The organism is Vibrio sp. R78045 (assembly GCF_042466085.1).
GTDB classification, from domain to species: Bacteria; Pseudomonadota; Gammaproteobacteria; order Enterobacterales; family Vibrionaceae; genus Vibrio; species Vibrio cyclitrophicus.
The window spans coordinates 73,164-94,829 of record NZ_JAXHBS010000012.1; the positions used below are offsets into that span (position 1 = coordinate 73,164).

General features: G+C 39.6%; 32 protein-coding genes. 25 read left to right on the forward strand and 7 right to left on the reverse strand.

Translation table 11 applies throughout. The features are described from left to right. The 4 genes from SJY39_RS10020 (at position 1) to SJY39_RS10035 (ending at position 2,145) form a co-directional block, all read left to right on the forward strand. Positions 1-612, forward strand: a complete 612-nt coding sequence (locus tag SJY39_RS10020; RefSeq protein ID WP_229636292.1) for a hypothetical protein — start codon at positions 1-3, stop codon at positions 610-612. Between the two features lie 157 nt (positions 613-769). Then, positions 770-979, forward strand: a complete 210-nt coding sequence (locus SJY39_RS10025) for a hypothetical protein (protein WP_229636293.1) — start codon at positions 770-772, stop codon at positions 977-979. 13 nt (positions 980-992) lie between these two features. Continuing rightward, entirely contained in the window at positions 993-1,325 is a 333-nt protein-coding gene (locus SJY39_RS10030) for a hypothetical protein (RefSeq protein WP_229636294.1), read from the forward strand. Between the two features lie 49 nt (positions 1,326-1,374). Beyond that, positions 1,375-2,145, forward strand: a complete 771-nt coding sequence (locus SJY39_RS10035) for a hypothetical protein (RefSeq protein WP_390241915.1) — start codon at positions 1,375-1,377, stop codon at positions 2,143-2,145. A 59-nt stretch (positions 2,146-2,204) separates the two neighbouring features. On the opposite strand, the gene SJY39_RS10040 is transcribed toward SJY39_RS10035, so the two are convergent. Then, positions 2,205-2,579, reverse strand: a complete 375-nt coding sequence (locus SJY39_RS10040) for a hypothetical protein (protein ID WP_390241916.1) — start codon at positions 2,577-2,579, stop codon at positions 2,205-2,207. 207 nt (positions 2,580-2,786) lie between these two features. Between SJY39_RS10040 and SJY39_RS10045 the strand changes: the two genes are divergently transcribed. After that, positions 2,787-3,401, forward strand: a complete 615-nt coding sequence (locus SJY39_RS10045) for a hypothetical protein (protein ID WP_390241917.1) — start codon at positions 2,787-2,789, stop codon at positions 3,399-3,401. 54 nt (positions 3,402-3,455) lie between these two features. Here SJY39_RS10045 and SJY39_RS10050 read toward each other — a convergent pair whose 3' ends face one another. Then, positions 3,456-4,904 carry a hypothetical protein gene (locus SJY39_RS10050; protein ID WP_229636299.1) on the reverse strand — a complete coding sequence of 483 codons (1,449 nt, stop codon included), beginning with the start codon at positions 4,902-4,904 and terminating at the stop codon, positions 3,456-3,458. Positions 4,905-5,172: 268 nt separating this feature from the next. Between SJY39_RS10050 and SJY39_RS10055 the strand changes: the two genes are divergently transcribed. From SJY39_RS10055 to SJY39_RS10130, 16 genes are all read left to right on the forward strand, one after another. Continuing rightward, positions 5,173-5,880 carry a hypothetical protein gene (locus SJY39_RS10055; RefSeq protein ID WP_229636300.1) on the forward strand — a complete coding sequence of 236 codons (708 nt, stop codon included), beginning with the start codon at positions 5,173-5,175 and terminating at the stop codon, positions 5,878-5,880. Between the two features lie 58 nt (positions 5,881-5,938). Next, complete coding sequence (locus SJY39_RS10060) at positions 5,939-7,342, forward strand: hypothetical protein (RefSeq protein ID WP_229636301.1); 1,404 nt, start codon at positions 5,939-5,941, stop codon at positions 7,340-7,342. A gap of 225 nt (positions 7,343-7,567) precedes the next feature. Further along, complete coding sequence (locus tag SJY39_RS10065) at positions 7,568-7,741, forward strand: hypothetical protein (protein ID WP_390241918.1); 174 nt, start codon at positions 7,568-7,570, stop codon at positions 7,739-7,741. A 375-nt stretch (positions 7,742-8,116) separates the two neighbouring features. Next, positions 8,117-8,299, forward strand: coding sequence for a hypothetical protein (locus tag SJY39_RS10070; protein ID WP_102444086.1), 183 nt, complete (start codon positions 8,117-8,119; stop codon positions 8,297-8,299). 72 nt (positions 8,300-8,371) lie between these two features. Beyond that, on the forward strand, positions 8,372-8,692 hold the full coding sequence (locus tag SJY39_RS10075; RefSeq protein WP_102579858.1) for a hypothetical protein: 321 nt from the start codon (positions 8,372-8,374) through the stop codon (positions 8,690-8,692). A 13-nt stretch (positions 8,693-8,705) separates the two neighbouring features. Next, complete coding sequence (locus tag SJY39_RS10080; protein WP_390241919.1) at positions 8,706-8,936, forward strand: hypothetical protein; 231 nt, start codon at positions 8,706-8,708, stop codon at positions 8,934-8,936. 4 nt (positions 8,937-8,940) lie between these two features. Further along, positions 8,941-9,147: a hypothetical protein gene (locus SJY39_RS10085; protein WP_102579934.1), complete on the forward strand. Its 207-nt coding sequence runs from the start codon at positions 8,941-8,943 to the stop codon at positions 9,145-9,147. Between the two features lie 12 nt (positions 9,148-9,159). Beyond that, positions 9,160-9,333: a hypothetical protein gene (locus SJY39_RS10090; RefSeq protein ID WP_229636302.1), complete on the forward strand. Its 174-nt coding sequence runs from the start codon at positions 9,160-9,162 to the stop codon at positions 9,331-9,333. 14 nt (positions 9,334-9,347) lie between these two features. Beyond that, positions 9,348-9,965 (forward strand): hypothetical protein, encoded by a 618-nt coding sequence (locus SJY39_RS10095; protein WP_390241920.1) that lies wholly within the window; start codon positions 9,348-9,350, stop codon positions 9,963-9,965. A gap of 13 nt (positions 9,966-9,978) precedes the next feature. Next, positions 9,979-10,239: a hypothetical protein gene (locus tag SJY39_RS10100; RefSeq protein WP_229636304.1), complete on the forward strand. Its 261-nt coding sequence runs from the start codon at positions 9,979-9,981 to the stop codon at positions 10,237-10,239. A 573-nt stretch (positions 10,240-10,812) separates the two neighbouring features. After that, positions 10,813-11,019 (forward strand): hypothetical protein, encoded by a 207-nt coding sequence (locus SJY39_RS10105; RefSeq protein WP_122053616.1) that lies wholly within the window; start codon positions 10,813-10,815, stop codon positions 11,017-11,019. Positions 11,020-11,021: 2 nt separating this feature from the next. Then, complete coding sequence (locus tag SJY39_RS10110) at positions 11,022-11,360, forward strand: hypothetical protein (protein WP_229636305.1); 339 nt, start codon at positions 11,022-11,024, stop codon at positions 11,358-11,360. Between the two features lie 11 nt (positions 11,361-11,371). Beyond that, positions 11,372-11,644: a hypothetical protein gene (locus SJY39_RS10115; RefSeq protein ID WP_390241921.1), complete on the forward strand. Its 273-nt coding sequence runs from the start codon at positions 11,372-11,374 to the stop codon at positions 11,642-11,644. Positions 11,645-11,653: 9 nt separating this feature from the next. Next, positions 11,654-12,355 (forward strand): hypothetical protein, encoded by a 702-nt coding sequence (locus SJY39_RS10120; RefSeq protein ID WP_229636307.1) that lies wholly within the window; start codon positions 11,654-11,656, stop codon positions 12,353-12,355. A 9-nt stretch (positions 12,356-12,364) separates the two neighbouring features. Continuing rightward, on the forward strand, positions 12,365-12,643 hold the full coding sequence (locus SJY39_RS10125) for a hypothetical protein (RefSeq protein WP_229636308.1): 279 nt from the start codon (positions 12,365-12,367) through the stop codon (positions 12,641-12,643). A 261-nt stretch (positions 12,644-12,904) separates the two neighbouring features. Continuing rightward, positions 12,905-13,624, forward strand: coding sequence for a hypothetical protein (locus SJY39_RS10130; protein ID WP_229636310.1), 720 nt, complete (start codon positions 12,905-12,907; stop codon positions 13,622-13,624). 894 nt (positions 13,625-14,518) lie between these two features. Here SJY39_RS10130 and SJY39_RS10135 read toward each other — a convergent pair. Then, the gene (locus SJY39_RS10135; RefSeq protein WP_102444076.1) at positions 14,519-14,776 is read right to left on the reverse strand and encodes a hypothetical protein; all 258 of its coding nucleotides are present in this window, start codon (positions 14,774-14,776) and stop codon (positions 14,519-14,521) included. 5 nt (positions 14,777-14,781) lie between these two features. After that, on the reverse strand, positions 14,782-15,354 hold the full coding sequence (locus SJY39_RS10140) for a zinc ribbon domain-containing protein (RefSeq protein ID WP_102444075.1): 573 nt from the start codon (positions 15,352-15,354) through the stop codon (positions 14,782-14,784). 544 nt (positions 15,355-15,898) lie between these two features. Here SJY39_RS10140 and SJY39_RS10145 point away from each other — a divergent pair. The 3 genes from SJY39_RS10145 (at position 15,899) to SJY39_RS10155 (ending at position 17,965) form a co-directional block, all read left to right on the forward strand. Then, positions 15,899-16,804 (forward strand): EAL domain-containing protein, encoded by a 906-nt coding sequence (locus SJY39_RS10145; RefSeq protein ID WP_229636312.1) that lies wholly within the window; start codon positions 15,899-15,901, stop codon positions 16,802-16,804. 196 nt (positions 16,805-17,000) lie between these two features. Then, positions 17,001-17,285 (forward strand): 50S ribosomal L9 C-terminal domain-containing protein, encoded by a 285-nt coding sequence (locus SJY39_RS10150; protein ID WP_390241922.1) that lies wholly within the window; start codon positions 17,001-17,003, stop codon positions 17,283-17,285. Positions 17,286-17,311: 26 nt separating this feature from the next. After that, complete coding sequence (locus SJY39_RS10155) at positions 17,312-17,965, forward strand: hypothetical protein (protein ID WP_229636314.1); 654 nt, start codon at positions 17,312-17,314, stop codon at positions 17,963-17,965. Between the two features lie 611 nt (positions 17,966-18,576). On the opposite strand, the gene SJY39_RS10160 is transcribed toward SJY39_RS10155, so the two are convergent. From SJY39_RS10160 to SJY39_RS10170, 3 genes are all read right to left on the reverse strand, one after another. Beyond that, entirely contained in the window at positions 18,577-19,170 is a 594-nt protein-coding gene (locus SJY39_RS10160) for a hypothetical protein (RefSeq protein WP_390241923.1), read from the reverse strand. After that, the gene (locus SJY39_RS10165) at positions 19,170-19,532 is read right to left on the reverse strand and encodes a hypothetical protein (protein ID WP_390241924.1); all 363 of its coding nucleotides are present in this window, start codon (positions 19,530-19,532) and stop codon (positions 19,170-19,172) included. Before SJY39_RS10165 ends, SJY39_RS10160 begins: the two co-directional genes overlap by 1 nt. A gap of 159 nt (positions 19,533-19,691) precedes the next feature. Continuing rightward, entirely contained in the window at positions 19,692-20,087 is a 396-nt protein-coding gene (locus SJY39_RS10170) for a hypothetical protein (RefSeq protein ID WP_229636315.1), read from the reverse strand. 224 nt (positions 20,088-20,311) lie between these two features. On the opposite strand from SJY39_RS10170, the gene SJY39_RS10175 reads away from it, so the two are divergent. Then, positions 20,312-21,619 (forward strand): site-specific integrase, encoded by a 1,308-nt coding sequence (locus tag SJY39_RS10175; RefSeq protein ID WP_229636316.1) that lies wholly within the window; start codon positions 20,312-20,314, stop codon positions 21,617-21,619. The last annotated feature ends 47 nt before the right edge of the window (positions 21,620-21,666 follow it).

The window sequence follows — 21,666 nt, forward strand, 5'->3', positions numbered from 1 at the left end:
ATGGGTGTTAGACAACGTTTCAGTACAAAAGAGTTACAAATAAGAAAAGGTTCAATTCAAAAAAAATGCGAAAACCTATATTTGGCAATTGAATTATCAGACACAGATAGTGATTCAAATGTTCTTTCTGAGCAGCTGAATAAAAACAAGGTTGCCATTTCAAAGATCAACACCGGTAGATACGGAACTTGCCATTTTTGCAGTGATAGTTTGACCCTCGAACAAATAAATGGTGATGAATCATGCATGTCTTGTCTTGAGTGCTCTTATTTAGAAAAATATGGACCTGAACTTAGGTTAATCCTAAAGGAGTCGCAGGAAGCTTTGATGTCTGCCGAGGAACAGTACCAGGTAGCTCTTTCAGAGCCGCTTTTGGGTGACGAAGGAGATCGTAGTCAGCGTAACGGGAACATTGAGTTAGCCTCTTTTCTTCAGAAAAGATGTAGAGCCACCGTTGAACAGATTCATTTAGCAATAAGTAGATTTAATATCGGTGATTTTGGGTGTTGTGATTCGTGCGGATTTGAGATATCCGGTTCAAGATTAGATAGCAACCCATCTCACTTACATTGCATCGATTGCTCAGCTTTATTAGAGCAATTTAATCGCTAAATAGATATCGCTTGGTTTAAATGCAAACCTTGTATGCTAATATCAAATAGTTAACGAACCACCCAGGCGCTTTAAGTGGAATGCTGAAGCATGCGCCCCTCAATAACTTGCATCATTGATGCCATTTATACAGCCCCCATAAGGAAACACTAATACTATGGAATTTGAACACGTTCACAGTGGTCACAACCTCTCTTCCGATCAGTTTATCGATCTAATAACTCAGTCTGCGCTATCTACTGATATTGATGAACTCCACCAACTAAAAAACACTGGCATCGCCCACAATGAAACTGGAGCTGTAAGTTTGATTTCTGGTTTCATTTCAACTCAAACCACCACCCAAAAGGAAAACGCTATGACTTAAGCTAAGGAGGAAAGTGCTTCACGTATTTAAAGAAGTCGTGATTATTCTTCTGACTGCGGGTATTACTACACTTAGTCAAACCCAATTATTGTACAGAAGACTATTATTCTTTGGTGTTCTAGGCTTTATTTTAGTTGTCTACATTGAGACTAAAATTAAGCACGTCACTGTATTTAACATCTTACGAGATTATCTTGTACCAGTTGGTTTAAGCTTATTATTTCATGCTTGGATGCTTTATGTGCAAGAACAAGGCACCCCGCTGGAGATAGCGATGTACGCTGTATTCGGCTGGGTTCTTGTCGTTACTTACTATATGACTTGGCCTTTTACACGAGATAAATAGAAAACTTAAAAGGGGCTTCATGCCCCTTTATCACCCAAAAGGATACAAAATGGAAATTATCAGATATCAATTGACCTGTGAGCCTAGGGTCAAACACACATATATTCTTCAATCTGTAAACGCCTCGTTACCTTCCCATATGCCTGGTACAAGCGAGATTGACAATATTGACCGAGCTATTGAATTGGCATCAACATTCAACTCAAATGCTGAGATCAGAATTATGAGGATGGTAAAAGGCACCAGTGTAACCGCTGGGCTAGCTGCAAGGATTTTTCCGCAACCTTGTCAAAATAGTTTCTATCCCCACTATGAAGATATTCATAATTTAGAACTAGCTTACTCCGGACCATTTGAACTGCAACGCGCATTGGATATTATTCCTTATCTAGTCGAGTGTGGTTTAAGAGTTTTTGTTGTTAGATTCGGCTGGGGTTACAACGTTGGTGTCATCGATAAACACATTAATGTTCAATCAATGTTGATAGAGTTATGGGGTCAGTCCATAAACACTAAATCAACTCCGCAAACAGGTGCTGATATAATTAATGGCATCCTAAAAGGTGCTACACGAAAATCGGCCTTTTTAGGAACTTTGCTACGAAACGATATCGATGCTTTGAATGAAGATGCATTCGGTAACTTCTTCGCGCAAATGGAGGTTTGTGAACGAGTATTAGGGCAAACAGGTGTTGTTCATATTGAATCACGTTCCGTGTATACCCGTAACGCAGAAAAACTAGATTCGTTGCAAGAGTGTAGCGAGGTAGATGACTTTGGTTTCGCAAAAGTACAAACCCCAGAACTAATGGTTCAATAAAGGCCTTATACGCACAATGAAAAGGCTAAATATGTGTAGCCTACTCTTTATTAGAATGGCTACATATTTTTGCTATTGTGTGCATCACATAGGGCAATGACGGTATCGCTTAACGAGATATCTAAGTCTTTACTGGTGTTTGACAGCTTCTGCCAAGCAGAGAATGTTAACTCAACATTTTTGTTTGGTTGTTCGTTCTCAAGCCTGCTTACTCGCAACCTCTTAGTTCTAATTGAGTTTGATAGGCGACCCATCCAAATGGAAGACATATTACTCTTCACCCAAGCATCAATCATAAGAGGCTCGGTCATAGATCGAAGTTCAGAGATAGATTGTTTAATTTCTTGACTGGACAAAAACCTTGTGGGATTGATTTTTTCATCAACTCTTCTCAAGATGTAAGTTTTTTTCCAATCTGATTCGTTCTGGCTCATAGCATCACTCAGCTCTAATGTTATTGATATATATGTTTATTACGTATCGTACATTATTTAGCGAGCATAGTTAGGAACGCCGTCAAAAATTCATATACCTAAGCAAAAATTAAATACTAAAGAACCTTTTAGCAGGATCTTTGTCTTTATTTCTACTCTTGGGATTAATCTAAGACCTCCAATACTCTTACCCCAAAAGGAAACAAAATGAAAAATATTTTTAATGCACTTCCGAAATGCGCGACCATTTATGGCCATATCGCAAGTTATGAGAAGACTCGCGACGGCTTCAGTTGCATCTTCAAGCATTCTGGTGCCTTTCTGAAAGCTGATCTGTGTATTTCTGAAATAGCTTCGTTTCATGAGCATGATTACTCAAAGGAAGCTATGACAGTTGCTCAAACAAAGTATAAGAATGCTACCATTCGCCAGTTGAATTATCCTTTGGCAATTAAGGCTTTAGATACTCAAGTAAGACCTTATGACCCTGCGGGTTACCATTGTGGTTGGAAGTCTATAAGTCACAATGGTTATCACATCGGATATTTCAATTACAAAGAGAATGTGTTGGTAATCTTGCATGAAGAAGATTTGTATAAGCATACTCAGAAAGTTATTCAAGTCGATTCTGGTGGGTTTAATCTTAAAGGAGTGCATGAGGTCTATAAATTGAATCTTGTAACCCCTGCGAAGTATGGGTTCGTAAGTGACCATGTTAATAATATTGCTCAAGCGTCAGAAATTGCACAAAAAATACGTGAATTTTATCGTTCGATTCATACTTTGACTGAGGCCAGTGTTACAGATAGCGCCACAGCGTAAGTGAAAATTAGTATATAAATCAAAAAAAACCGGCTTTCGCCGGTTTTTTTATAACTATGCAGGAGCAAAATAAGGAGGGCTAAAACTATCAGTTGTCGTTGAGATGTTGCTGGTGGATAGCCGAATTTGGTTAAGTGCAAAGTGAAACTCTCGGACCAGCACAGAATCACTACAGTAGAACCCAAGATTTAAACAAAACGTATCTGATTCCTCATTAGCTACTGGTTGCAACTCGAAACATGATACAGGGAAAAGTTCACTTCTCTTAGAGCTCTCAAGGAAGTGGCCAACTGTTAGACATAGCTCACCTAAAGCCTCCATTGATTGTGCACTTGAGCGGTATATGGCAACTTGACTTTGGTTTTCTCGATACCCGCCACCAAAATTTTGAAGTCTGATATCAAAAATATCCCCGAAGGCGTGACAATTATATTCCATACCGTCATTAAAGGTTGACTGGCAAGGGGTGCGTTCAATGATCGTTGAATCAACGGAATCGAATGCGTCTATATGACCGATTTTAAAAGGACCAACGAGGTCTATGTTCATCGAAAAAGTCATTGTACAAGTACAGGCAACCTTCGCAGGGTCATCTGTAACTTGGATATACTGTAAAGAATCTGGATCATAATCAAAAAGTACAGCCCTGAAATTATCATCATTCAGTGAAAGATCATTCGCTCCAATCATAGGCGCTTGTGCTTGTAGGCTAGCTTGAACAACTTGAGACAACTCGGCTTGTTCTACCTCTTCAGGTAGCAATTTTTCGTTTGAATCAATGATTGCATAGCAAAAATCAGTGACAGTGTAGCGAGTTGCTTGGCAACGGTCGGCGGCATAGGGCTTGGCCATCATATGTGGAAAGAAATTTGCAACTTCTATTTCAGTACTGAGGTTGTTTTGAATACCGGTGCACTTACTTAGGATGGAGCTTGTTGTTTTGTCGTTAAGTTTGCTCTTCGCTATCTCGATATACATTTGAGGAATAGCAATATTAAAACAAACGCCATTTGGTAGTGCGCTATTAAAGCTCCAACTTCTTGCGATAACCTCTCGTCCAAGCGTATTTTGCAGGTTGTTCATTATGTTTCGTGTGACATCATGACTTGTTAATTTAGGTATGTGGTTAGAGGAGCTGGATACCATCACTTGAAGGCATACCCATGGGCAAGATACCGCATTTATCCCTTGGAATTTTTGACTGTTAATTGATGTGCGAGAGGGCTTATCTTCGATATTGCATAGTTCATTAACCATGCTTACTATCCTATCGCTTTTGCTAGCTATCTCTTCTGAGGCGCTCTCTTTAACTGTAAGTAATAACTGGTAACCATCCTTGGTCTTTTTAATTAAAGACCATTTTCTGCTTATTGAATCTTGGGAATGATGAACAAATGTACGTTTCCATACTTCTGATATTAGACCGCTACTAAATTTAAAATTAGGCAGCAGGTCAATGGCTACATCAACCGAGAGAAGCATCCAAGCTGATTGATCTTTCATAATGACATTACCTTAAGTGGGCTTTGGGGCAGAATAGAACAAGAATGCTATAAACCTGCCGCGTATAATCGGAAAGTTATGCGGCGTTAAAATAAATTGATTTGTCATAAGAGATTTTGTTGCTAATAAGGTTGAGAGATCGAGAAAAGATAGATATGCTTAAATAGTTAAAAGTAACTCTGACGCTTAAAAGTTACTCCGTTATAGGCGCGTCCTTTCCCATCTAGGCATCTTTGCCACTTACATACTTTTCCCTTAAGGAACTTCCATGAAATCAACTTCACGGCTTTCTCGGGCACAACGAGAAAAAAAACAATCAATTAAACACTTTCAACTGATACGTTCTGTATTAATTCAACACTTGCAGGCATCTAAATTAACGGAAGTTGACTTAGATTCTTACGTAACTTTGGCATATGAATTTTTTGTATTAACCGCAACAAAAGTCGGTAATTTTCACGACTTACCAACCTCATTAGTGGATGTTGCTGAGTCAAGAAAGTACGGACTACCACATGAGGCTGTTCAATCCATTCAAATTGCATCTATGATGCTAAATATACGCGATGGACTTAATAGTGAAGCTTCAGAAGCGCTACCAGTTCAGTGCCCTAGTTGCGGCAAGTTTTGCCTATTAACTGCTAGTCACCATGCGGGGCGGAAGCCAAAGCATGTCTATTACTGCAATGATTGCGACTACTCAGTACGTGCATTTTCAGGTGATAAGTGGCCAGCAGGGATACCAGCAAGTAGAGAAATAAGGTTTGAGCGTGGACAGTTAAAACTTGCTATCGATAAAGTAGCAATTGAATGTGGACAGTCACCTCGTTCTATCAGACTAAAGATGGCTATTGCAATGGGCTTTCCAGTAGGAACTGTTGCATCAGAAGGGAATATTTTAAATTATCAATACTTAGATTGCTATAAAGAAGCTTTGTATAAAGTTAAAGCCAATTGTAATAAACAGGCGGCTTAAATCTCGACCGTTGAAGGTGCTTGATATGGCACTACAACTACCACACAAGGAATAAACAATGACTGCAACTTTAGAAAAAATGACCATCTCAGAGTGGTTTGAGAGCCATACAAAAGAGCAATTTATCGAGGAGTTTGATAAGTGCTGTACAGGTCGATGGGAAATGATTTTCCAAGCCCTTGGCTGTAACGAGGCTCTTGAAAGCTACAGAGGTGGTTACAAGCATGTTGGATGCCCTAGGCATGATGGTAAAACAAGCACTAATTTTAGAATAATAAAACAATCATCAAAACACGGAAAATGCCCATTCCCTGAAAAACCAGTGGGTGTGTGTAATTCGTGCGGCACTTTTGTTGGTCTACAGTTACTTTGCTGGCATCTAGGCAAAGAAGGTGAATATTCAGAAGTGCGTAAAATGATAATGAACGCCATGAATTGGACCTGGGGATACGTATTAAATGAACCTCGCTTGGATGCAGCTTTAACAGAGGCTGAATACGCAGAAATGCGCAGGAAGGCTAAGAAGCAAGAGCAAGAAGCAACAGCCAAGAGGATTGAGCGAGAAAAAGCTTTATACGAAAAAGATATACGGGTTAATAAGTTTCTAAAGAGTGAGTTAACTAAACTCTTCAAAACTTGCATACCAATCCATCACCCAAACGCAAAACCCGCACGTCTTTACTATTCTTCTCGTGGTATACCTACTGCAGAAGATCTTGGTAAACAAACCCTTTCACATATCCGCTACACGGAGAAGTATCATTTAGTAATCAACAAAATTGATTACGGATATTGGTCTGCAATTGTATCGAAAATCACTAACATTGATAATGAGCTATTAAATGTACATGCTATTTTTATCGACGAAAAAGGTAACACAATTAATCCTACTGTAACTATTAATGGTACTACGCATGAAGCACCATCAAAAGTTAAGTCACCTGCTATGAATAGAATGAACAATGAAGGGCGAGCAATTAGACCCTTTAAGCCAAATTTGATTCAGGCAGTATGTGAAGGTCAAGAAGTTGGTATGATCGTTAACTTTTTCGAAGGATTACCGGTGGATATGGCTGGCGATGCTAATAGTATGGAGGCATGGCTTCCTCAAAACGGGGTAAAGTTAGTTTTCATATTGGCTGACTTCGATACGCCTAGCACTAATCACCCGAGCGAGGGGGGTAATGGATTATCTTCGGCTTTCAAGCTGCAAGATAAACTTTTAAGCATGGGGGTTGTTGCTATCGTAGTTTATCCTGACTTCGATATTCCGGAAAACTCAAAATCAGTTGATTGGAATGATGTGTATGCTTGTTTTGGAACCCAATATGCGCCAATTGCTATCCACAATTGGAGGCAGCTTGAAAAGACATTAGAAGTAAACTTCAAAGGTGTTGTCACTAGCGATTTACTCGAAGCCTTTTCGATACCTGAATCTGGTGTATTAACTCAAACAAATTAAATGGGAAAATAACCTGTTCTTTAAATCAAAAACCAGCTCAATGAGCTGGTTTTTTTATATAAAATATAAGTATAAAGTCAGTTGCTATTTAAGAATACTTTGTACTTAGCCATTACATAACCAATCGTTTTCTTCTAAACACAAGCCCCAAAAGGTGTAAATGTACTTCAACACAGCCAAGTGCTGAATGTGTGTATTTTCCCATTCTCAATAGGAACGGCACACATGATCCAGGCCAAAGCGCAAGCAAATATTCTTACCTCTCACCAAGTAACCAAGGTATTTAGCCGAATCAGGTTAATGTCCAGTCCTCACCAGAAAGCCGCGAGTATAGCTCTATCTCTCAGCGGCCTACGAGTTACTGAACTGTCAAAGGTTGCAGTTTCTGATCGTAACTAAGCGTGGCGAAATTCGAAGCGAGATTGCTTTGAGAGCTGCGATAACGAAAGGATGCAAGCCCAAGGCCTATTGGTTGTCGGAGCGCACTAGAAAGCTACTACAAGCTTATATAGACCACAGATTAGAGCGAAAACAGGGGTGTCGCTTAGAGAAGAGCGTCAAGGATTAAACGCTTCAAGCTCTTTTATCCTCAGTGTTAAAGGGTTTCCATACTCACTCAAAGCAAAACATAGAGCGGCGCATGACGGCACTGTAAAGACCTACGAAGCAGTAGATAGTGTTGAATTATTGGTGCACGAGATAACAACTTGAAAAAGCGGCAGTATCAGCGTTATGGTGGTGCGCAATGAGTACCAATAAGATGAGTAAAAATACATGACTCAAAAGGAATTCCTCAACAACACCAAAGCTAAGCTAGGTGTTACTTGGGACGAATTAGCCAAGCAATCAGGTATTAAACCAAGAGCATTAAAAACCTATCGAATGCCTGAAGATTCAAAGGATTACAGAACTATGCCCGACCTCGCAAAATCAGCAGTAGAAAGGTTAATTAATTAGTTGGAATGGTACGCATCGCGTACTATTGTTGTGTATCGATTAGCAAGATAACTAAACTAGAAGGGAAAGTCGATGGATCTACATCAATTAGCAAAAATGAGTGAAGCTGATATTGCTTCATGGGTTCGTGGTAATACAGGTAAATTTTCGCTGATATCTGACAGTGAGTTAGAAAGCACTATTGATGCCCGTGACCGTTGGGAAGAGCGAGCAACAGAATTAGCTAGTGATGTTGGTACGCTACTCAACATCGATGTTGGTGAGCACACTAGCGCTAATTGTCCTGTACAGAATGCCCTTGATGCTGTTTATCAAGCAACTCAAAAGAAAGCCAAAACCGAGGCACTGAAAGAACGCCTTAGTGGTGTTCTCAATGACGAGCTCATTAACTAGTAGGGGCAAGGTTATGGCATGGGTTATTGAAATAACACAGAGGCTTTCGGTTCGTAACAGTGAAGAGGGGCTAGACAGGTCATACGTTACCGCAATCAAACGATGCGGTACGAATTGCTCAATTACTACTTCTTTCGATAATGCAAAGGCTTACAAAAACCGTAAGCACTTTCAAAAACTACTAGATTTTTTTGAACAGTCTGGAATCGCCTATGAACTAATTTCAGTCGAAAATAAAGGGTGATCTTGTGGCTAAAGGAATATCTCTACCTAAACAAGTAGAGAGTCTTAAATCAGACGTTGGGCTTCTTACTCAGCAACTTGCTAATGCTTCAATTGCTCTCAAGTTCTTAAAAGATATTGGTGTTAGCGAACACGCTGAGAAGTATATTGACGACATTCTAGAGCTATCAGAAAAAACGTTAGCTCAAACAGATAAATCGAAATACATCTAAGTAGAGGGAAAAATGCCGAAATCAATACAACTCATCATCGCTTTTGTTTTGTCTTTTTCGTTAGTTTTATCAAGCGCAGCATTTTATATGTCGTTCGATATTTATACCAAAGCGCAAAATGCAGAACGTCAGAAAATGTGTGAAGAACAACAAATCATGGACTTCTTTGAGTGTTTAAAGGGATAGAGGGAATTGAAAGTATGGATGCAAACGACATTCTAGATAATTATGCGAAAGAATTTATTTCAAGAGACTTAGCTAGTGATTATGACGGTTCAATCGATAGCTTGATCCCTGCAATAGTTAACTATGGTGATGAAAAGCAAAGTATAGAAATTATGGTTGGCACATTGGCAATGCAGAACTTCGCAAGGCGTGTAATTAGGCAATTAAAAATGTCATACATGTATCGAATTTTTGCTCACTATGACTATGGTGATCAATCCGTTTACGTTGAGTCTTTTCTACCTATAGAGGATATGCGCGATGTTTGTCGTTACATCCTTTTGAAAGGAGAACAAATTCTCACTCTAGAACATGATGAAGAAGCCATTAGTCCTAATAACTTTACGGTGGCTGCAATTCTTATCGCTCATTATGGCTGCTCGACGGGCATCAGAGAAGAAAATACTATTGAATTGGAAATGCACTCAATACGTGATGGTTCAGGTGTCTACGAGGACGCAGATGTTAGATTTGCGCAATGGAAACCAAGCGACTTGGAAAGCATGATGAATACCTTACGATTGTTTGTAGGAAGTACGAACGGGCTAGGTAATGTCAATAATCACTACGCTAAGTACCACAACCATTCTTAGAGGGAAAATTCACATGTCAAAGCTAACCGCAGCAGAAAAGAAATGGCTCAAGAAAGTTCAAGCTGTTCTCGATGAATGTCCTAGTGACCGTGTTGCTTTTTTCACAGTCGGGGATAGACAAATTCATGCCTACGACGCTAGTAAGCTAGATGAAATTCTTAACTATCAAAACACAAAACATAATGCTGATTTTTGCAAGGCCGTTGACGCTTGTGATGCAAGTTTTGACGAGGATTTGACGTTTAATCAACCTGTAGAGTCAACAGCAGGGTAACAAGGGGAAAATCATGCACCCTTTAGATCGACCACTGGAAAATCCACTGTGTAGATCTAGTAAGTCTGGAAATTGTTGTAAGTAAGGCGGCGTTTGCTTTGCTTATCAGCAATTTGAGTAAACGAAAGTGCGCTAGTCTCTTCTGGAAAACGCTAAGCGATTTAGGGCTTTTCCAGAGTAGATTACAGTAGTAATAATACAATTAACATTTTTCTGAAAAACCTACGGAACGTTGGCCTAGCCTACTGTTCCAGTGTTATTCCAGATAAGGATATAAAGAGTAATCATGGATACGAGCACTATACAGTTAGGAGTGTTGCCAGATTGGTACACCGCCTTTGCAGTGTCGCCTTTTGGGATTGTTATTGCGTTTGCAATAGTGGTTGGGTTTGGACTTTTAACATCACATAAAGGTTAGTGAATGAGTAACTTTAAACTTCGTGATTTAGCAATGATGTGTCTAGGTGCTCTCTTGATGTTTTGCTTCTTTGAATTTGCGAAAGTCAGCCCCTTGAACGAGCTTAGGCAAGAATATTTTCAACTTCTCGATAAATCGTAATTAAGAGGGAAAGTATGGCTCTAGGCGACACAAGAAGGCGCATGCGTATTATGAGCCTCACCACTGCTGCAAGCATGATTAATGATTACTTTAGTGGTGGTGCTGATAATGAAGAAATCGGTTTGACCGAGGAAGAAGCTGAAATCATGGAACAAGAAAACAAGAAAGTGGCAGCTAAATTATATGCAATGGCTGAGAAGTTAGATAAACAGGGGGAATAGATATGCCTGATATTTTGATTAACTTGGATGAACCATTGTTTGTTCCAAGCGTGGAGGTTTCTCTTCTAAGTATGGTGAAACTTGGCAATTTTACGTGGCCAACAGGTGCAACTTGCGTTACTCAAGAGTGCGATGGTGCATTGCTTTGGTGGAGCGCTTCTGTTGATGATGTTATGGCAGCACGACAAGCGGCAAAACCGGATACTGGTTTGATACCACTTATTGGCTTAGGCGCTCAAGTATCAATTGATTACTACTTGTCGAATGGTCAAGAAGTGGTAGCGAATGACTGGCAAAAAGCTGTAGTAACGATAGATCAATTCACTAATTTGAAATCGTAAGGGAAATTGGCATGGTTACAGGTAAAGGTAAAGCACCGCTTTCAAATGCGATCAAATTAGCTGAAAAAGATGTTATTAAGCAATGCGAGTTCTTAGGTTTTGGTCGTGTCATGCAAATGGCTTCTCAAGCTTGGTATGAAAAAGATTCTCACGGTGCTCTTTTAGTGGGAACGGCAGCAGGGCTTGTAGAAAAGTGCGGTTGCAGACCAGAAGGTAATCGCGACTGGTGCTGTGGTGCGGGTTGGCTGACCAAAAAAGTCAAATCACTAAAAGACCAATCTTAGGGGGAAATTATGAGCAAGCAATGGACACACCAAGAGATTGTCGAAAAGGCCGTGAAATGGCTTAAAAAACCACATGGGCAAGGCGGTACTGGCTGTCACGTTGCAGTCTCAGAGTTCCCCACTGGCTATACTGGCGAAATTCCTGATGCTATTGGATTTAGAGCGCATACCGAACACTTAGGCGGCTCAGTAGTTTGTGAGGTTAAAGTTAGTCGAAGTGACTTTCTAGCAGATGCGAAAAAGCCTCACCGAAACGGGAAAGTTTTAGGTGTTGGTCAACATAGATTCTATGTTGCTCCACAAGGGCTTATTAAGCCTGATGAATTGCCTCAAGGATGGGGGTTAGTCGAAGTGACTAATCGCGGAGGCACAAAGTGCATAGTTGGCTATCCGTCAACGCTGCATTGCGGGAACCGCAGAGATTTATTTGAGGCATCATTATTTGAAGTCGATGTTGAACGTGAAATGAATGTTTTAATTCGCCTCTGTTCACGAATTGGGGATGCAGAAGAACTCAACAACATCAAGCGTGAAAACAATCGCCTAAAGAAAGAAAACGAAACTCTATCAAACCAGGCTCAGAAAATCGAAGTCGCTGACTATCTCAAAGAACTGGAAAAGATAGAGGCATCACCAAGGCCAATTCATCTACAGCGCAATACGGCTAAAAACAGAATCAACCGGCTTCAACGTGAAGCTAATGATGCATAGGGGGAAAACGTGACTCAAATAAAATTTTCAAGAATACAACACGAAGATCACTTGTTTATTGATCTACATGAAGAAGGTTTGTTGATTGGTATAACTGGTGGTTGGAGTGTTGGGATAAATCCTAAAGATGCAATTGGTCTAATCAAAAATGGTAAAAGTTCCAAAGGAGAATTAGTCAATGATGGCGGTTGTGTTGTATTCATTCATGGTGATGCGCGATTAATACTATCCGCGAATGAAGCGGAACAAATGACTCAATTAGTAACCAAAGCGCCATGGTATCAATAAGGTAGGAGGAAATATGAATGTCTACGATCATCCTCAAAACGTTGAAAAAAGACTAGATAACGTCTATCACGGCTGCTGTGAATGGTGGACGTTCAGAGATACCTTTCTCACCTCTTGTAGAAGAATGGGCGTTTCGCTGTTGTGTGTTAATAGACTGCAAGCAAGACGCCATTGGCGTTCTGGATGGACGGGTTTTGAATCTGCCGATTGGTTCAGAATCCTGTTAATCAAAGAAATTTACTAACTGAAGGTAAAAGAGGTATGCCAGATTTGGATTTTACGAAATATTGGTCATCCGAGCGAACCCGCAAAAAGCAAACAGCTCTAACTAAGCTATCTAATGGATTGCTAAAAGAAGTGGTGGAAGACCCATTCTCAAGAGAGTTGTTTGAACTTGCGGAAATTGAAGCGATGAAGGTTGCTGCAAAGGCTTTGAGTGATGCAAAGTTAAAATTTGTAGAAATTAAAGAAAAAAAAGCTCGTATTGAAAAGCGGAAAGCGCAAGAGCTAGCGAACATCAATCAGGTATCTAAAAAACATGCTATTAGGGTGCTAGATTCGCTTAATCCCAACCCTGATACTTTTACCCGAGAGCAGTTTTGCTTGTTTGTGACGGTCGCACACTTTACTGGTTCGGCTTTATATCCTGAACGTTGGGAGCTAGACATAAACGATAGGATCGATGATCACTATTTGGAAAGTGATAACGTTTTAAGGCAGCGCCATGTATGGAGTATGAGAGACAAGGCCCTCAAAGCTTTTGAAGACTGCTTTAAAAGAGCGTGGAAGTTTTCGTTTGAAGATGACTCTTGGGTTGTGAAAGTACCAATTAAAGAGGCTGTGTCGCAGCTTATGGCTCTAATGAACCATGATGAGTATGTCAAAGTTGAAAAGCGTTATGCTGACTTGCTAGAGCCTTTGGAGGCTTACAATCGAGAAGTTGAAGCAATAAAGCGCCGTAAAAATATTAAGTCGGTTTAACGATGGGAAAATATAGATGGTTATGAAAAAGCTAATTATAACAACCTGTTTGACGTTGGTTGCATCGAGAGCGCCACTTCGCAGTTAGCTCAGCTATTCAGAAGAAGCGATTTGACACGTTTTTAGTCAAATCTAAACGTAGGTATTAAATCAGAGAAAAATGTCATTGAAGCCATGTAGTAGTCTGAAAAAATCTTCGTTCGTTATTGCTCATTATCATCAGATGAGTGATTGCGACATAGAAAAGTTGCAAGTAGCAAAAGAGTATATTTCATTACCCCCCATAAAAGTATCAGAACGGGAAAGAGCTGAAGCTTTGAGCGTTGTAAAAACGTATTACAGAGGAGTATCCATTCGCTCCGTTCATCTGTCTTATTGAGTTAGGGGTTTAGTCGTTTTTACAAAGCGTATTCAGGGGTACGCTTGATAAAGGCGAACTTTGCTCAACAGAGAATAAAGGCTAGTTAGTAACCCTTGAACGATTCGACAAGGATGAAGTCAAATTAATGAAAAAAACAGCTACGAAGTCGGAATCAATTAAAATCTAAGGGAGGTCAGTAACATGCGCACAAAAGGTTTGTTAGAGTTATTACTTTTGCTAATCGTTGCCTGCACAATAACGTCTATTTACATGGGGCATGTGGCACACGAGTCAAAGATACTTGACTTGATGATTTCAATTATATTATGGCTTTCCATAGCCACCTCCTGGCTAATGTTTATTGCGAAACTTATGTTAGCTGTAAGCGGTAAAACGCTGGAAGACGTGATGTCTAGTGGTAATTAGCTTCGTAATCAGCAATGGTGGCAATTATTTACTTCCAAGTATAAAAAAGAGAGCTAACACCAGTTAGCTCTCTAATTGTTTTAATGAAGTGAAAAACGTTCTGTTTCTTAGTTCCAGTTATCTGAGTATGCCCTAGCACCACTTGGGCTCATTGCACTATGTTTGGCCTGGAACTCCGCACGCACCGATGCTGCAATCAATTGAGCGCGGTCATGATGTAGCTTAGCTGCCTCAGCTGGTGTGCAAGTTTCAAGGTCTCTTGTTATATATTTCTTATCAAAAAAATTAAAATTAACACAAGTCCAACCATAGGCACTTTTTAAATTTTCTTCAACTTCAGCCAGTTTACCATTTGAATTGTTCATCCTATCTACCTCATATGATGACAAAGTCGATCATCGAACTTTCTCAGAAAAATCGGAAGTTGCTTTTTAGCTAGCTCTAACGATAGTCCATACTCAATTAGACGCTCCACGCTATCACTATCATTGAGGTGATGATAAAAAAAACTGTCATCTTCGGGTATTTTGCCTTGTTCTTTCAAGTATTCACTCATTTCACGATAAGGGTCCATAGCATATGGACCACCATGAGATTCAGAACGAAAGAGCTCAAGTAAGGCAGGGTGCTCACCTTCCATGCAGTATTCTTTAATTTTGCGAAGTTGTTGCATTTGTTCTTTAACTTGCTTCATTACCTTATCAAGTTGAGCAATATCTTCCTTCACAAGATCAGTCATAGATTTAGGTGGGGGTGGTGCTATATGGGTTGCATGTTCGCAGTGGCCAATTTCAGCTTGAGGGCATAATTGGTTAGTCATCGGACTACCGCAGTAGGGGCAAAATTTATTGTCTTTCGCTTGAAGTAGCGGAATAGAGCAGGTTGCAAGAGTTGTGGTTTCTAGAAACGAGAAGTGCGTTCCCAGAATGGTAGAATTAATCATAGTATATTCCTATTGGGTATTTTGTGAATGGCCACAAATTGAGGTTCCACCATTGGTGGAATAGTAAGTGAGTGATGCCAGCAAAAAGCTGTGACAACTGGAAAGCATCAAGGTCGTCAGGTTGTGAATCTAAAATATACAGCATTAAATTTGTTTAATGAAGCATCCACAATAAATTATCAGCGATCAGTAGATATATACGACTCGTTGTAAGCTGTTACTTTCGAACATGCAGAAGGTTGCAAGGGTTTTCAAAGCCTGTAATGCCAGCAGAAACGCGATTCATTAAAGTTAACATTCAATCATGATGCTGTATATTTAAACAGTGTGGAGGGCGAAGGTTCTGAGTGGTTGTGATTTGAGCTAATTAGGGATTATTTCGTCACTTCAATTCATCGTGGAAATATCATTTTTCATGAACGCTCAAGAGCTTGGTTCATCATTACACTGTGACGGAGAAGGGGGGGTATATTTGTGCGGCGTAAGAAGTGTTCAATTGAGTATTGGTATAAAGTGCTAAAAAACGCAAAGGAAAGGCAACGGTATGCAAGGTACGCACTGCTCGATCTGTAATCAAAAAAGTCAGATATTGGATAGTCAGACAATACAAGGGAAGGTAGCTTGCAGCCGGTGTTTAACTCTGTTTGAGCACTTAAAGCAGGGTGAATTAAATGCATCAGAATTTATTGTTTTGTACCAACCTAAATTTGATACCAAAACCTCACAATTGTCTGCTGTTGAATCTTTAGTGCGCTGGGATCATCCCAAACTCGGTTTTTTAACCCCAGACAGATTCCTAGAAGGGTTGGTAAAGTTGGGGTATTCATACTCTTTGTTTAACATTGTTCATAAAATTGCGATGAGAGACCTCGTTGATTGGCATGAGAATGAACTGTTACTGGAAATCTCAATAAATGTGAATGTTGAAGATCTGTTTGATAACCGGTTTGCAAAAAGAGCTTTAACTTGCAATTCGATCGCTGAAAAAGTCGGTTCTTTAGTGACTTTCGAAATTACAGAGCTTCAAGAGGGCTCTAATGAGATGCTTGCCGAAGTAATTGAAAGCTTGAGAGGGTGTAAGTCGCTAAACATCTCTATGGATGATTACGGGAGCGGGTACTCTTCGCTGGGTCGACTTGTAGGGGCGTCCTTCGACGAGTTGAAATTAGATCGAGCCTTCTGTTCAAAAGTACACTCCTCGGAGCGCCACAGTCTCGCAATTAGACATGTTGTGAATTTTGCTAAAAAACTAGGAATACGAGTAGTCGCTGAAGGAATTGAAACGCAAGAGCAAGCAATTTTACTAACTAAGTATGGTTGTGATTATTTACAAGGTTATTACTTTGGAAGGCCCATGGATAAGAAGGCGCTGTTTGACTTTATTGGGAGAAATCAAACTCATACATTAAGACAGCAAGAAGACACAATAATAGAACTAAGATATTTATAACTGAATTTGATACTGTATTGGCCCATTGGCAACTCCAGACTTAGACACCTGGAGTTTTTTTTGATTAGCGCCAACAAAACATATAATATTAGTAAGTAAACATATTGCATCGGCGTTGAGAGCAATAGCATGACCAATGTACGCCCTTATCCCTCTAAGTGAATAGTCACTACTACCCCAAAAGGAAACCACAACTATGACTTCTAGTAAACGTTATAAAATGAACGTTAAGGTTCGTCGATATCATCATGTTAATTACATAGTAAATCTTATTCGAGAGCTCTTTTCAGGTAAAGAAATTGAAGTGAGAGTGTCAGATGATGGTAAGTACTACGGCTATGTAACAACAAAAGATATAGAGGAAGCTTGCAAATCCGCTCCAGCAAGAATCGCAAATAAAAAGTCTATGTTAATTGCAAGATTTGGTGGTAACGCTCATGGGTTTCCATTAGCACAGCATGAAATCATTGAAATTAACTAAATAGCCCCCCCCCAAAAGGAAAAAACATGATAAATAACTACAAATCTCTTATAAAACATCTTTCAAACATAGCACTCGAAATTCCGACAGATATTTCAGAACACGAATGTGAGCAACTCATAAAATCAACTGACGAAATCCATGCTATAGAGCTTAAAAAACTATTTGGCTGGGAAGAGGCGAGTGGTTCAGGGTATGGCTTGCATGTGTACGCTGAGAGTGAGGCGCACCGTGATGCTATATATTTTGAAATGGAGAAGTTAGGTTATAAGAACATTCGAACTTACGTGCCATTAGTAGATAACGGAGCTGGTGGAACGATGCCAGATCCAAACCCGAAACATACTTGGTCGGTTGATGCGCATAGCAACTACATTTTTGCATATAGTGAATCCTCCAAAAAACTATTAAACATCATAGATAAATATATGAAACCATGCGACGAAGAGTTCATCAAAACCAAAAGATGCGATGCGAATACTGGTCTATTGGAGTATACATTTAAAACCAAGGAACGAGCAGACCTGGCCCTTGCGTTTATGATGTTTCAAGCTTTGAAGATTGCTGATTTAGCATCAAGTAAGGGATACGAACCAACCTTTTCGTTTGAAGAGTTTAAGGTGAGTCGCAAATGGAGAGATGTTTATTCAGCTTCTTTCAAAGTAGCTTATGTTGACTAATGATATTCAAAGACGACACAGAAATGTGTCGTTTTTTAATCCGTAACAGGTGTCTGATAACTGCTTAGGTTTATGTCAATTAGGACTCACAATGCAGCGATAGATAATCCAAAATCTTAGCAAATGTAAGATCGCAATTTGAGATAGTTGAAATCTTAAGCTGACTAAACTAGAGTGATAGGGTATTAGTTGCATTGACACGTAAAGCAACAGCACTTTGTGCCGTGTCCCTCTCTCCTCAGCTGAAAAGCTCCTTCGTTAAAATACAACTCAGTTTAAGGTTTTTATTATGTGCTCATACTGTAAAGATAATTTTGGTATATGTAACCAATCGTGTGCCAAATTTGGAATTAAACCAAACCCTAATAATGATAGATACAAAAAGAAGTGTATTGACATAAAACCAAAAGTTTTAATCCCACAAGTTAAGTAGCCTAAACAAATAACACATCACTGAAATATGGCGTCTGTTATATCTGGTATAAAACTATGAAACTCGTACTTGTTAAAATAAAAAATCCACTCGAAGAGAGTGGATTTTTTTGTTGGTAGAATAGAAAGGTCTATATCAAATTATTATACGTACAATTGGGCTTGTACGGGTTGGCAATTTATTCAGGGAAAGGAGTATGACTACACCGTATTAAATAAAAACCAGATTTATTTCTCAATTTATCAACATGCTTAAAGTGACGTTGCCCTTCGGAAATTAATTTTTCCAAAGTATAACCGACTTGATACGTGCCTATTGATGAAATGTACCCATCCAGAAAAGGTATTCCTTTGATGCCTTTATCTTTGTTACTGCGCACGGCAACAAAGACAATCCCATCTGTTCGCACAAGTGAGGCTAATCTAGACCAAACTACCTCTCGACTTCGTGGCGGTAATGTATTTTGTACATAAAAAGCCACAACACAATTGAAACTTGCATTTAGGAGCTCAATTTGATGATAGGTATAGTCATAGTCGACACATGAAGTCTGCTCTCTGATTGCATTTGAGTCTGTATCGTATTTACCTTTACCAAAATTTAATACTGAACCGCTGAGATGCCCGTCTAACAAAAGTATCTGTAGAGGTGCGCAAGGTTTTTTTCTAGCTATTGAGGTTCGAGCTGAAATACGAAAGTCCCTATCAAGCTCATCGAAAGAAGGAGCGCTAGTATTCGAGTGAATTTGCATTTCGTGCTTTAAAGCTATCATTACTCGCCCTGCCCTGTAAGTTTAATACAGTGTAACTGGGTAGCTACTCGTTCAACGGTTACTTTGCAAGGTACTTTGCCATGCACCCAGAACAAATGGCCGGTTAAATGATCGCCATATGATTTACTTAGTGAAACCAAATAATTTAGCTCAATAAAACCATAAACTCGATGAGTAATGCCTAGGGTAAAGTTGGAGGCGAATGTCAATATCATTGAGTTAATATCTTCTACTTTTGAGGCTATAAATTGCTCAAGGTTAAGCTCATCTATAGTGTCTAAAGAAGTTATGGCATCGCTGTTCGTGAGTGCTTGTTCATATGATTTGTACAGACTTGAGTTGTAGCCAACTAATTGGTACATGATTATATCCTTTATGGGTGAGTGAGGTTGATAAAAGTTACAGGTGTACAGGCGTACAAGAAAGGGAGAGGAGGTGCGGCAATAGCTGTTACTTTCAGCACCAGTGTAACTTAATAATCAAAAATAAGTATAAACCAGTACTGAAAGAAACAACAATCGTTAATGCTGTGGAAAAGAGTAATCAAACTCTCCAAATGTTAAATTATCAACAAGTAAATCTGAATCCATAAGAACAAACTCATCTTCAGTAACTCGTATGATTATCTTTGGATACTTAACCGATTGTGATGTTAGGGGGAAATCACGGCTTGATACGAATGTTGTGGGATCAACTGGTAAGATTTCCGTTACCATAACTAATGGAAGCTCAGCGTTTCTATTAGAGTAAAACTTGTAATCCTCTTTTTGCCATCGCCCAAGAGAGCTTATACCGCCCTCACCTTTTACAAAATACCAAGAACCGTTTTTTAAGGTTGACATGGCGGATAGAAATTGTGCTGATACATCAGGCACATGGCTCATCGCCTGACTTTCAATGATAGGTTTCAACATCATATACATAGCCTATTTAAGGCCCCCAAATACGTTTAAGAATTGTTAGACATAGATATCTTGTAGTTATGAGAAATTTAGAGATCTCAATGTAAACAATAGGATAAGCTAAGACATCTTACATAACTTTCTTGCAAAAGAATTTAAGAAAGTTTTAATTTTGTGTCAAGATTTCACCGTTACATGGTAACATTCCATGCCTTGCTAACAAAAAAAGGTTTAACATTATGCTTTTTTCATCCGCGACTAGTATAGATGACAATACCTTTATTCCTCTGTTTGGCTGTCAGAATACAATTAAAGCGCCCCTTCCATGCATCGGTAAGGTATTGATCACTCTATCACGGCGAACTGGCTTATCAGATGTCCTAGTAGAGTACGAAGAGTGTTGTAATTTCTTATACACAACCATTGTCGCAAGCTCCCATTCGGGCGTAGCGAAAACTAATAGCTTTAAAAGTTATCGCTCTGAATTAAATAAGTTTCTGAACTGGTCATGGTTCATCAAGAAGAAACTTATAACTTCCATGAAGAAGGTAGACATTATAGAGTTTCTCGCATTCTGTGGTAATCCTCCTGCTTCTTTAATTGCCTCAGCGTCTCATAAATGGTTCACAGCGGAGGGTCAAGTAAACCCTAAATGGCGACCGTTTGTTACTCAGTCTGAGGTGTACGTTCGCAAGCCAGCAGCTATTGAAACTCAACTAGCAGTTCTATCTTCTCTGTACGACCATCTGATTGAGGAAGAGTATGATTGTACTAATCCAGCTAAGCAGGCTAAGAAAAAAATCAAACTTCAAAGTGGAAATCAGGACCATTCTAATGGTTTATTCAGTGTCGACGATATAGGAAGAGCTTTTACTGTTGAGCAGTGGGATGCTATTTGGGAAGTAACGGAGATGCTGGCTAAACAAGACCCTGATCGTCATGAAAGGACGCGTATGGTCATGCTAATGCTATATTGGATGTATCTAAGGATTAGCGAAGTTTCTTATCGCCCTGGCTTCGCACCGTTTATGGGGCATTTTTTCAGACACCCTAAAAATCCTGACTTATGGATATTTCACATCCCTAACAGTAAAGGTGGAAAAAAGAGAAGCATAGGCGTTCCAGTACCAGTTCTTGAAGGATTGAAGCGGTATCGAATTCATCGAGGCTTACCAGCCCTTCCTACGCGTGATGAGATGACTCCATTATTTCCTAGGCATGTCGCAGCAAACAATGGCCGATCAAAAGGTCTTGTCGATGAACCAATTGGAATAGACGCTGTTTATAATATAGTTAAGCACGTATATGCAACCACAGCCGATAAACTTTTTGATGAAGGGAAGTTTTCTGATGCTGAATTTGTTAGGAGTGCTGTTGTACATTCTCTCAGGCATACAGGTATTACACACGATTTAGATGTTCGAGGGCGTAGGATTGAATTTGTATCCAGGGATGCTGGCCATGGGTCAACACAAGTTACTAACATCTACATTAGTAGAGACACACTTGAAAGGTTTATGGATAGCGTTGGAAAAAGCAGCATTTAACTTTGCGCACAAAAAGGTAACTGGCGCACAAAGTGGTTGACTCTCGT

What these genes read in the sequence shown, in the direction of transcription:
- SJY39_RS10020 (WP_229636292.1), top strand. Translation starts at nt 1, where the DNA reads ATGGGTGTTAGACAACGTTTCAGTACAAAAGAGTTACAAATAAGAAAA.
- SJY39_RS10025 (WP_229636293.1), top strand. Translation starts at nt 770, where the DNA reads ATGGAATTTGAACACGTTCACAGTGGTCACAACCTCTCTTCCGATCAG.
- SJY39_RS10035 (WP_390241915.1), top strand. Translation starts at nt 1,375, where the DNA reads ATGGAAATTATCAGATATCAATTGACCTGTGAGCCTAGGGTCAAACAC.
- SJY39_RS10040 (WP_390241916.1), bottom strand. Translation starts at nt 2,579, where the DNA reads ATGAGCCAGAACGAATCAGATTGGAAAAAAACTTACATCTTGAGAAGA.
- SJY39_RS10045 (WP_390241917.1), top strand. Translation starts at nt 2,787, where the DNA reads ATGAAAAATATTTTTAATGCACTTCCGAAATGCGCGACCATTTATGGC.
- SJY39_RS10050 (WP_229636299.1), bottom strand. Translation starts at nt 4,904, where the DNA reads ATGAAAGATCAATCAGCTTGGATGCTTCTCTCGGTTGATGTAGCCATT.
- SJY39_RS10055 (WP_229636300.1), top strand. Translation starts at nt 5,173, where the DNA reads ATGAAATCAACTTCACGGCTTTCTCGGGCACAACGAGAAAAAAAACAA.
- SJY39_RS10060 (WP_229636301.1), top strand. Translation starts at nt 5,939, where the DNA reads ATGACTGCAACTTTAGAAAAAATGACCATCTCAGAGTGGTTTGAGAGC.
- SJY39_RS10065 (WP_390241918.1), top strand. Translation starts at nt 7,568, where the DNA reads ATGATCCAGGCCAAAGCGCAAGCAAATATTCTTACCTCTCACCAAGTA.
- SJY39_RS10070 (WP_102444086.1), top strand. Translation starts at nt 8,117, where the DNA reads ATGACTCAAAAGGAATTCCTCAACAACACCAAAGCTAAGCTAGGTGTT.
- SJY39_RS10075 (WP_102579858.1), top strand. Translation starts at nt 8,372, where the DNA reads ATGGATCTACATCAATTAGCAAAAATGAGTGAAGCTGATATTGCTTCA.
- SJY39_RS10080 (WP_390241919.1), top strand. Translation starts at nt 8,706, where the DNA reads ATGGCATGGGTTATTGAAATAACACAGAGGCTTTCGGTTCGTAACAGT.
- SJY39_RS10090 (WP_229636302.1), top strand. Translation starts at nt 9,160, where the DNA reads ATGCCGAAATCAATACAACTCATCATCGCTTTTGTTTTGTCTTTTTCG.
- SJY39_RS10095 (WP_390241920.1), top strand. Translation starts at nt 9,348, where the DNA reads ATGGATGCAAACGACATTCTAGATAATTATGCGAAAGAATTTATTTCA.
- SJY39_RS10100 (WP_229636304.1), top strand. Translation starts at nt 9,979, where the DNA reads ATGTCAAAGCTAACCGCAGCAGAAAAGAAATGGCTCAAGAAAGTTCAA.
- SJY39_RS10105 (WP_122053616.1), top strand. Translation starts at nt 10,813, where the DNA reads ATGGCTCTAGGCGACACAAGAAGGCGCATGCGTATTATGAGCCTCACC.
- SJY39_RS10110 (WP_229636305.1), top strand. Translation starts at nt 11,022, where the DNA reads ATGCCTGATATTTTGATTAACTTGGATGAACCATTGTTTGTTCCAAGC.
- SJY39_RS10115 (WP_390241921.1), top strand. Translation starts at nt 11,372, where the DNA reads ATGGTTACAGGTAAAGGTAAAGCACCGCTTTCAAATGCGATCAAATTA.
- SJY39_RS10120 (WP_229636307.1), top strand. Translation starts at nt 11,654, where the DNA reads ATGAGCAAGCAATGGACACACCAAGAGATTGTCGAAAAGGCCGTGAAA.
- SJY39_RS10130 (WP_229636310.1), top strand. Translation starts at nt 12,905, where the DNA reads ATGCCAGATTTGGATTTTACGAAATATTGGTCATCCGAGCGAACCCGC.
- SJY39_RS10135 (WP_102444076.1), bottom strand. Translation starts at nt 14,776, where the DNA reads ATGAACAATTCAAATGGTAAACTGGCTGAAGTTGAAGAAAATTTAAAA.
- SJY39_RS10140 (WP_102444075.1), bottom strand. Translation starts at nt 15,354, where the DNA reads ATGATTAATTCTACCATTCTGGGAACGCACTTCTCGTTTCTAGAAACC.
- SJY39_RS10145 (WP_229636312.1), top strand. Translation starts at nt 15,899, where the DNA reads ATGCAAGGTACGCACTGCTCGATCTGTAATCAAAAAAGTCAGATATTG.
- SJY39_RS10150 (WP_390241922.1), top strand. Translation starts at nt 17,001, where the DNA reads ATGACTTCTAGTAAACGTTATAAAATGAACGTTAAGGTTCGTCGATAT.
- SJY39_RS10155 (WP_229636314.1), top strand. Translation starts at nt 17,312, where the DNA reads ATGATAAATAACTACAAATCTCTTATAAAACATCTTTCAAACATAGCA.
- SJY39_RS10160 (WP_390241923.1), bottom strand. Translation starts at nt 19,170, where the DNA reads ATGATAGCTTTAAAGCACGAAATGCAAATTCACTCGAATACTAGCGCT.
- SJY39_RS10165 (WP_390241924.1), bottom strand. Translation starts at nt 19,532, where the DNA reads ATGTACCAATTAGTTGGCTACAACTCAAGTCTGTACAAATCATATGAA.
- SJY39_RS10170 (WP_229636315.1), bottom strand. Translation starts at nt 20,087, where the DNA reads ATGATGTTGAAACCTATCATTGAAAGTCAGGCGATGAGCCATGTGCCT.
- SJY39_RS10175 (WP_229636316.1), top strand. Translation starts at nt 20,312, where the DNA reads ATGCTTTTTTCATCCGCGACTAGTATAGATGACAATACCTTTATTCCT.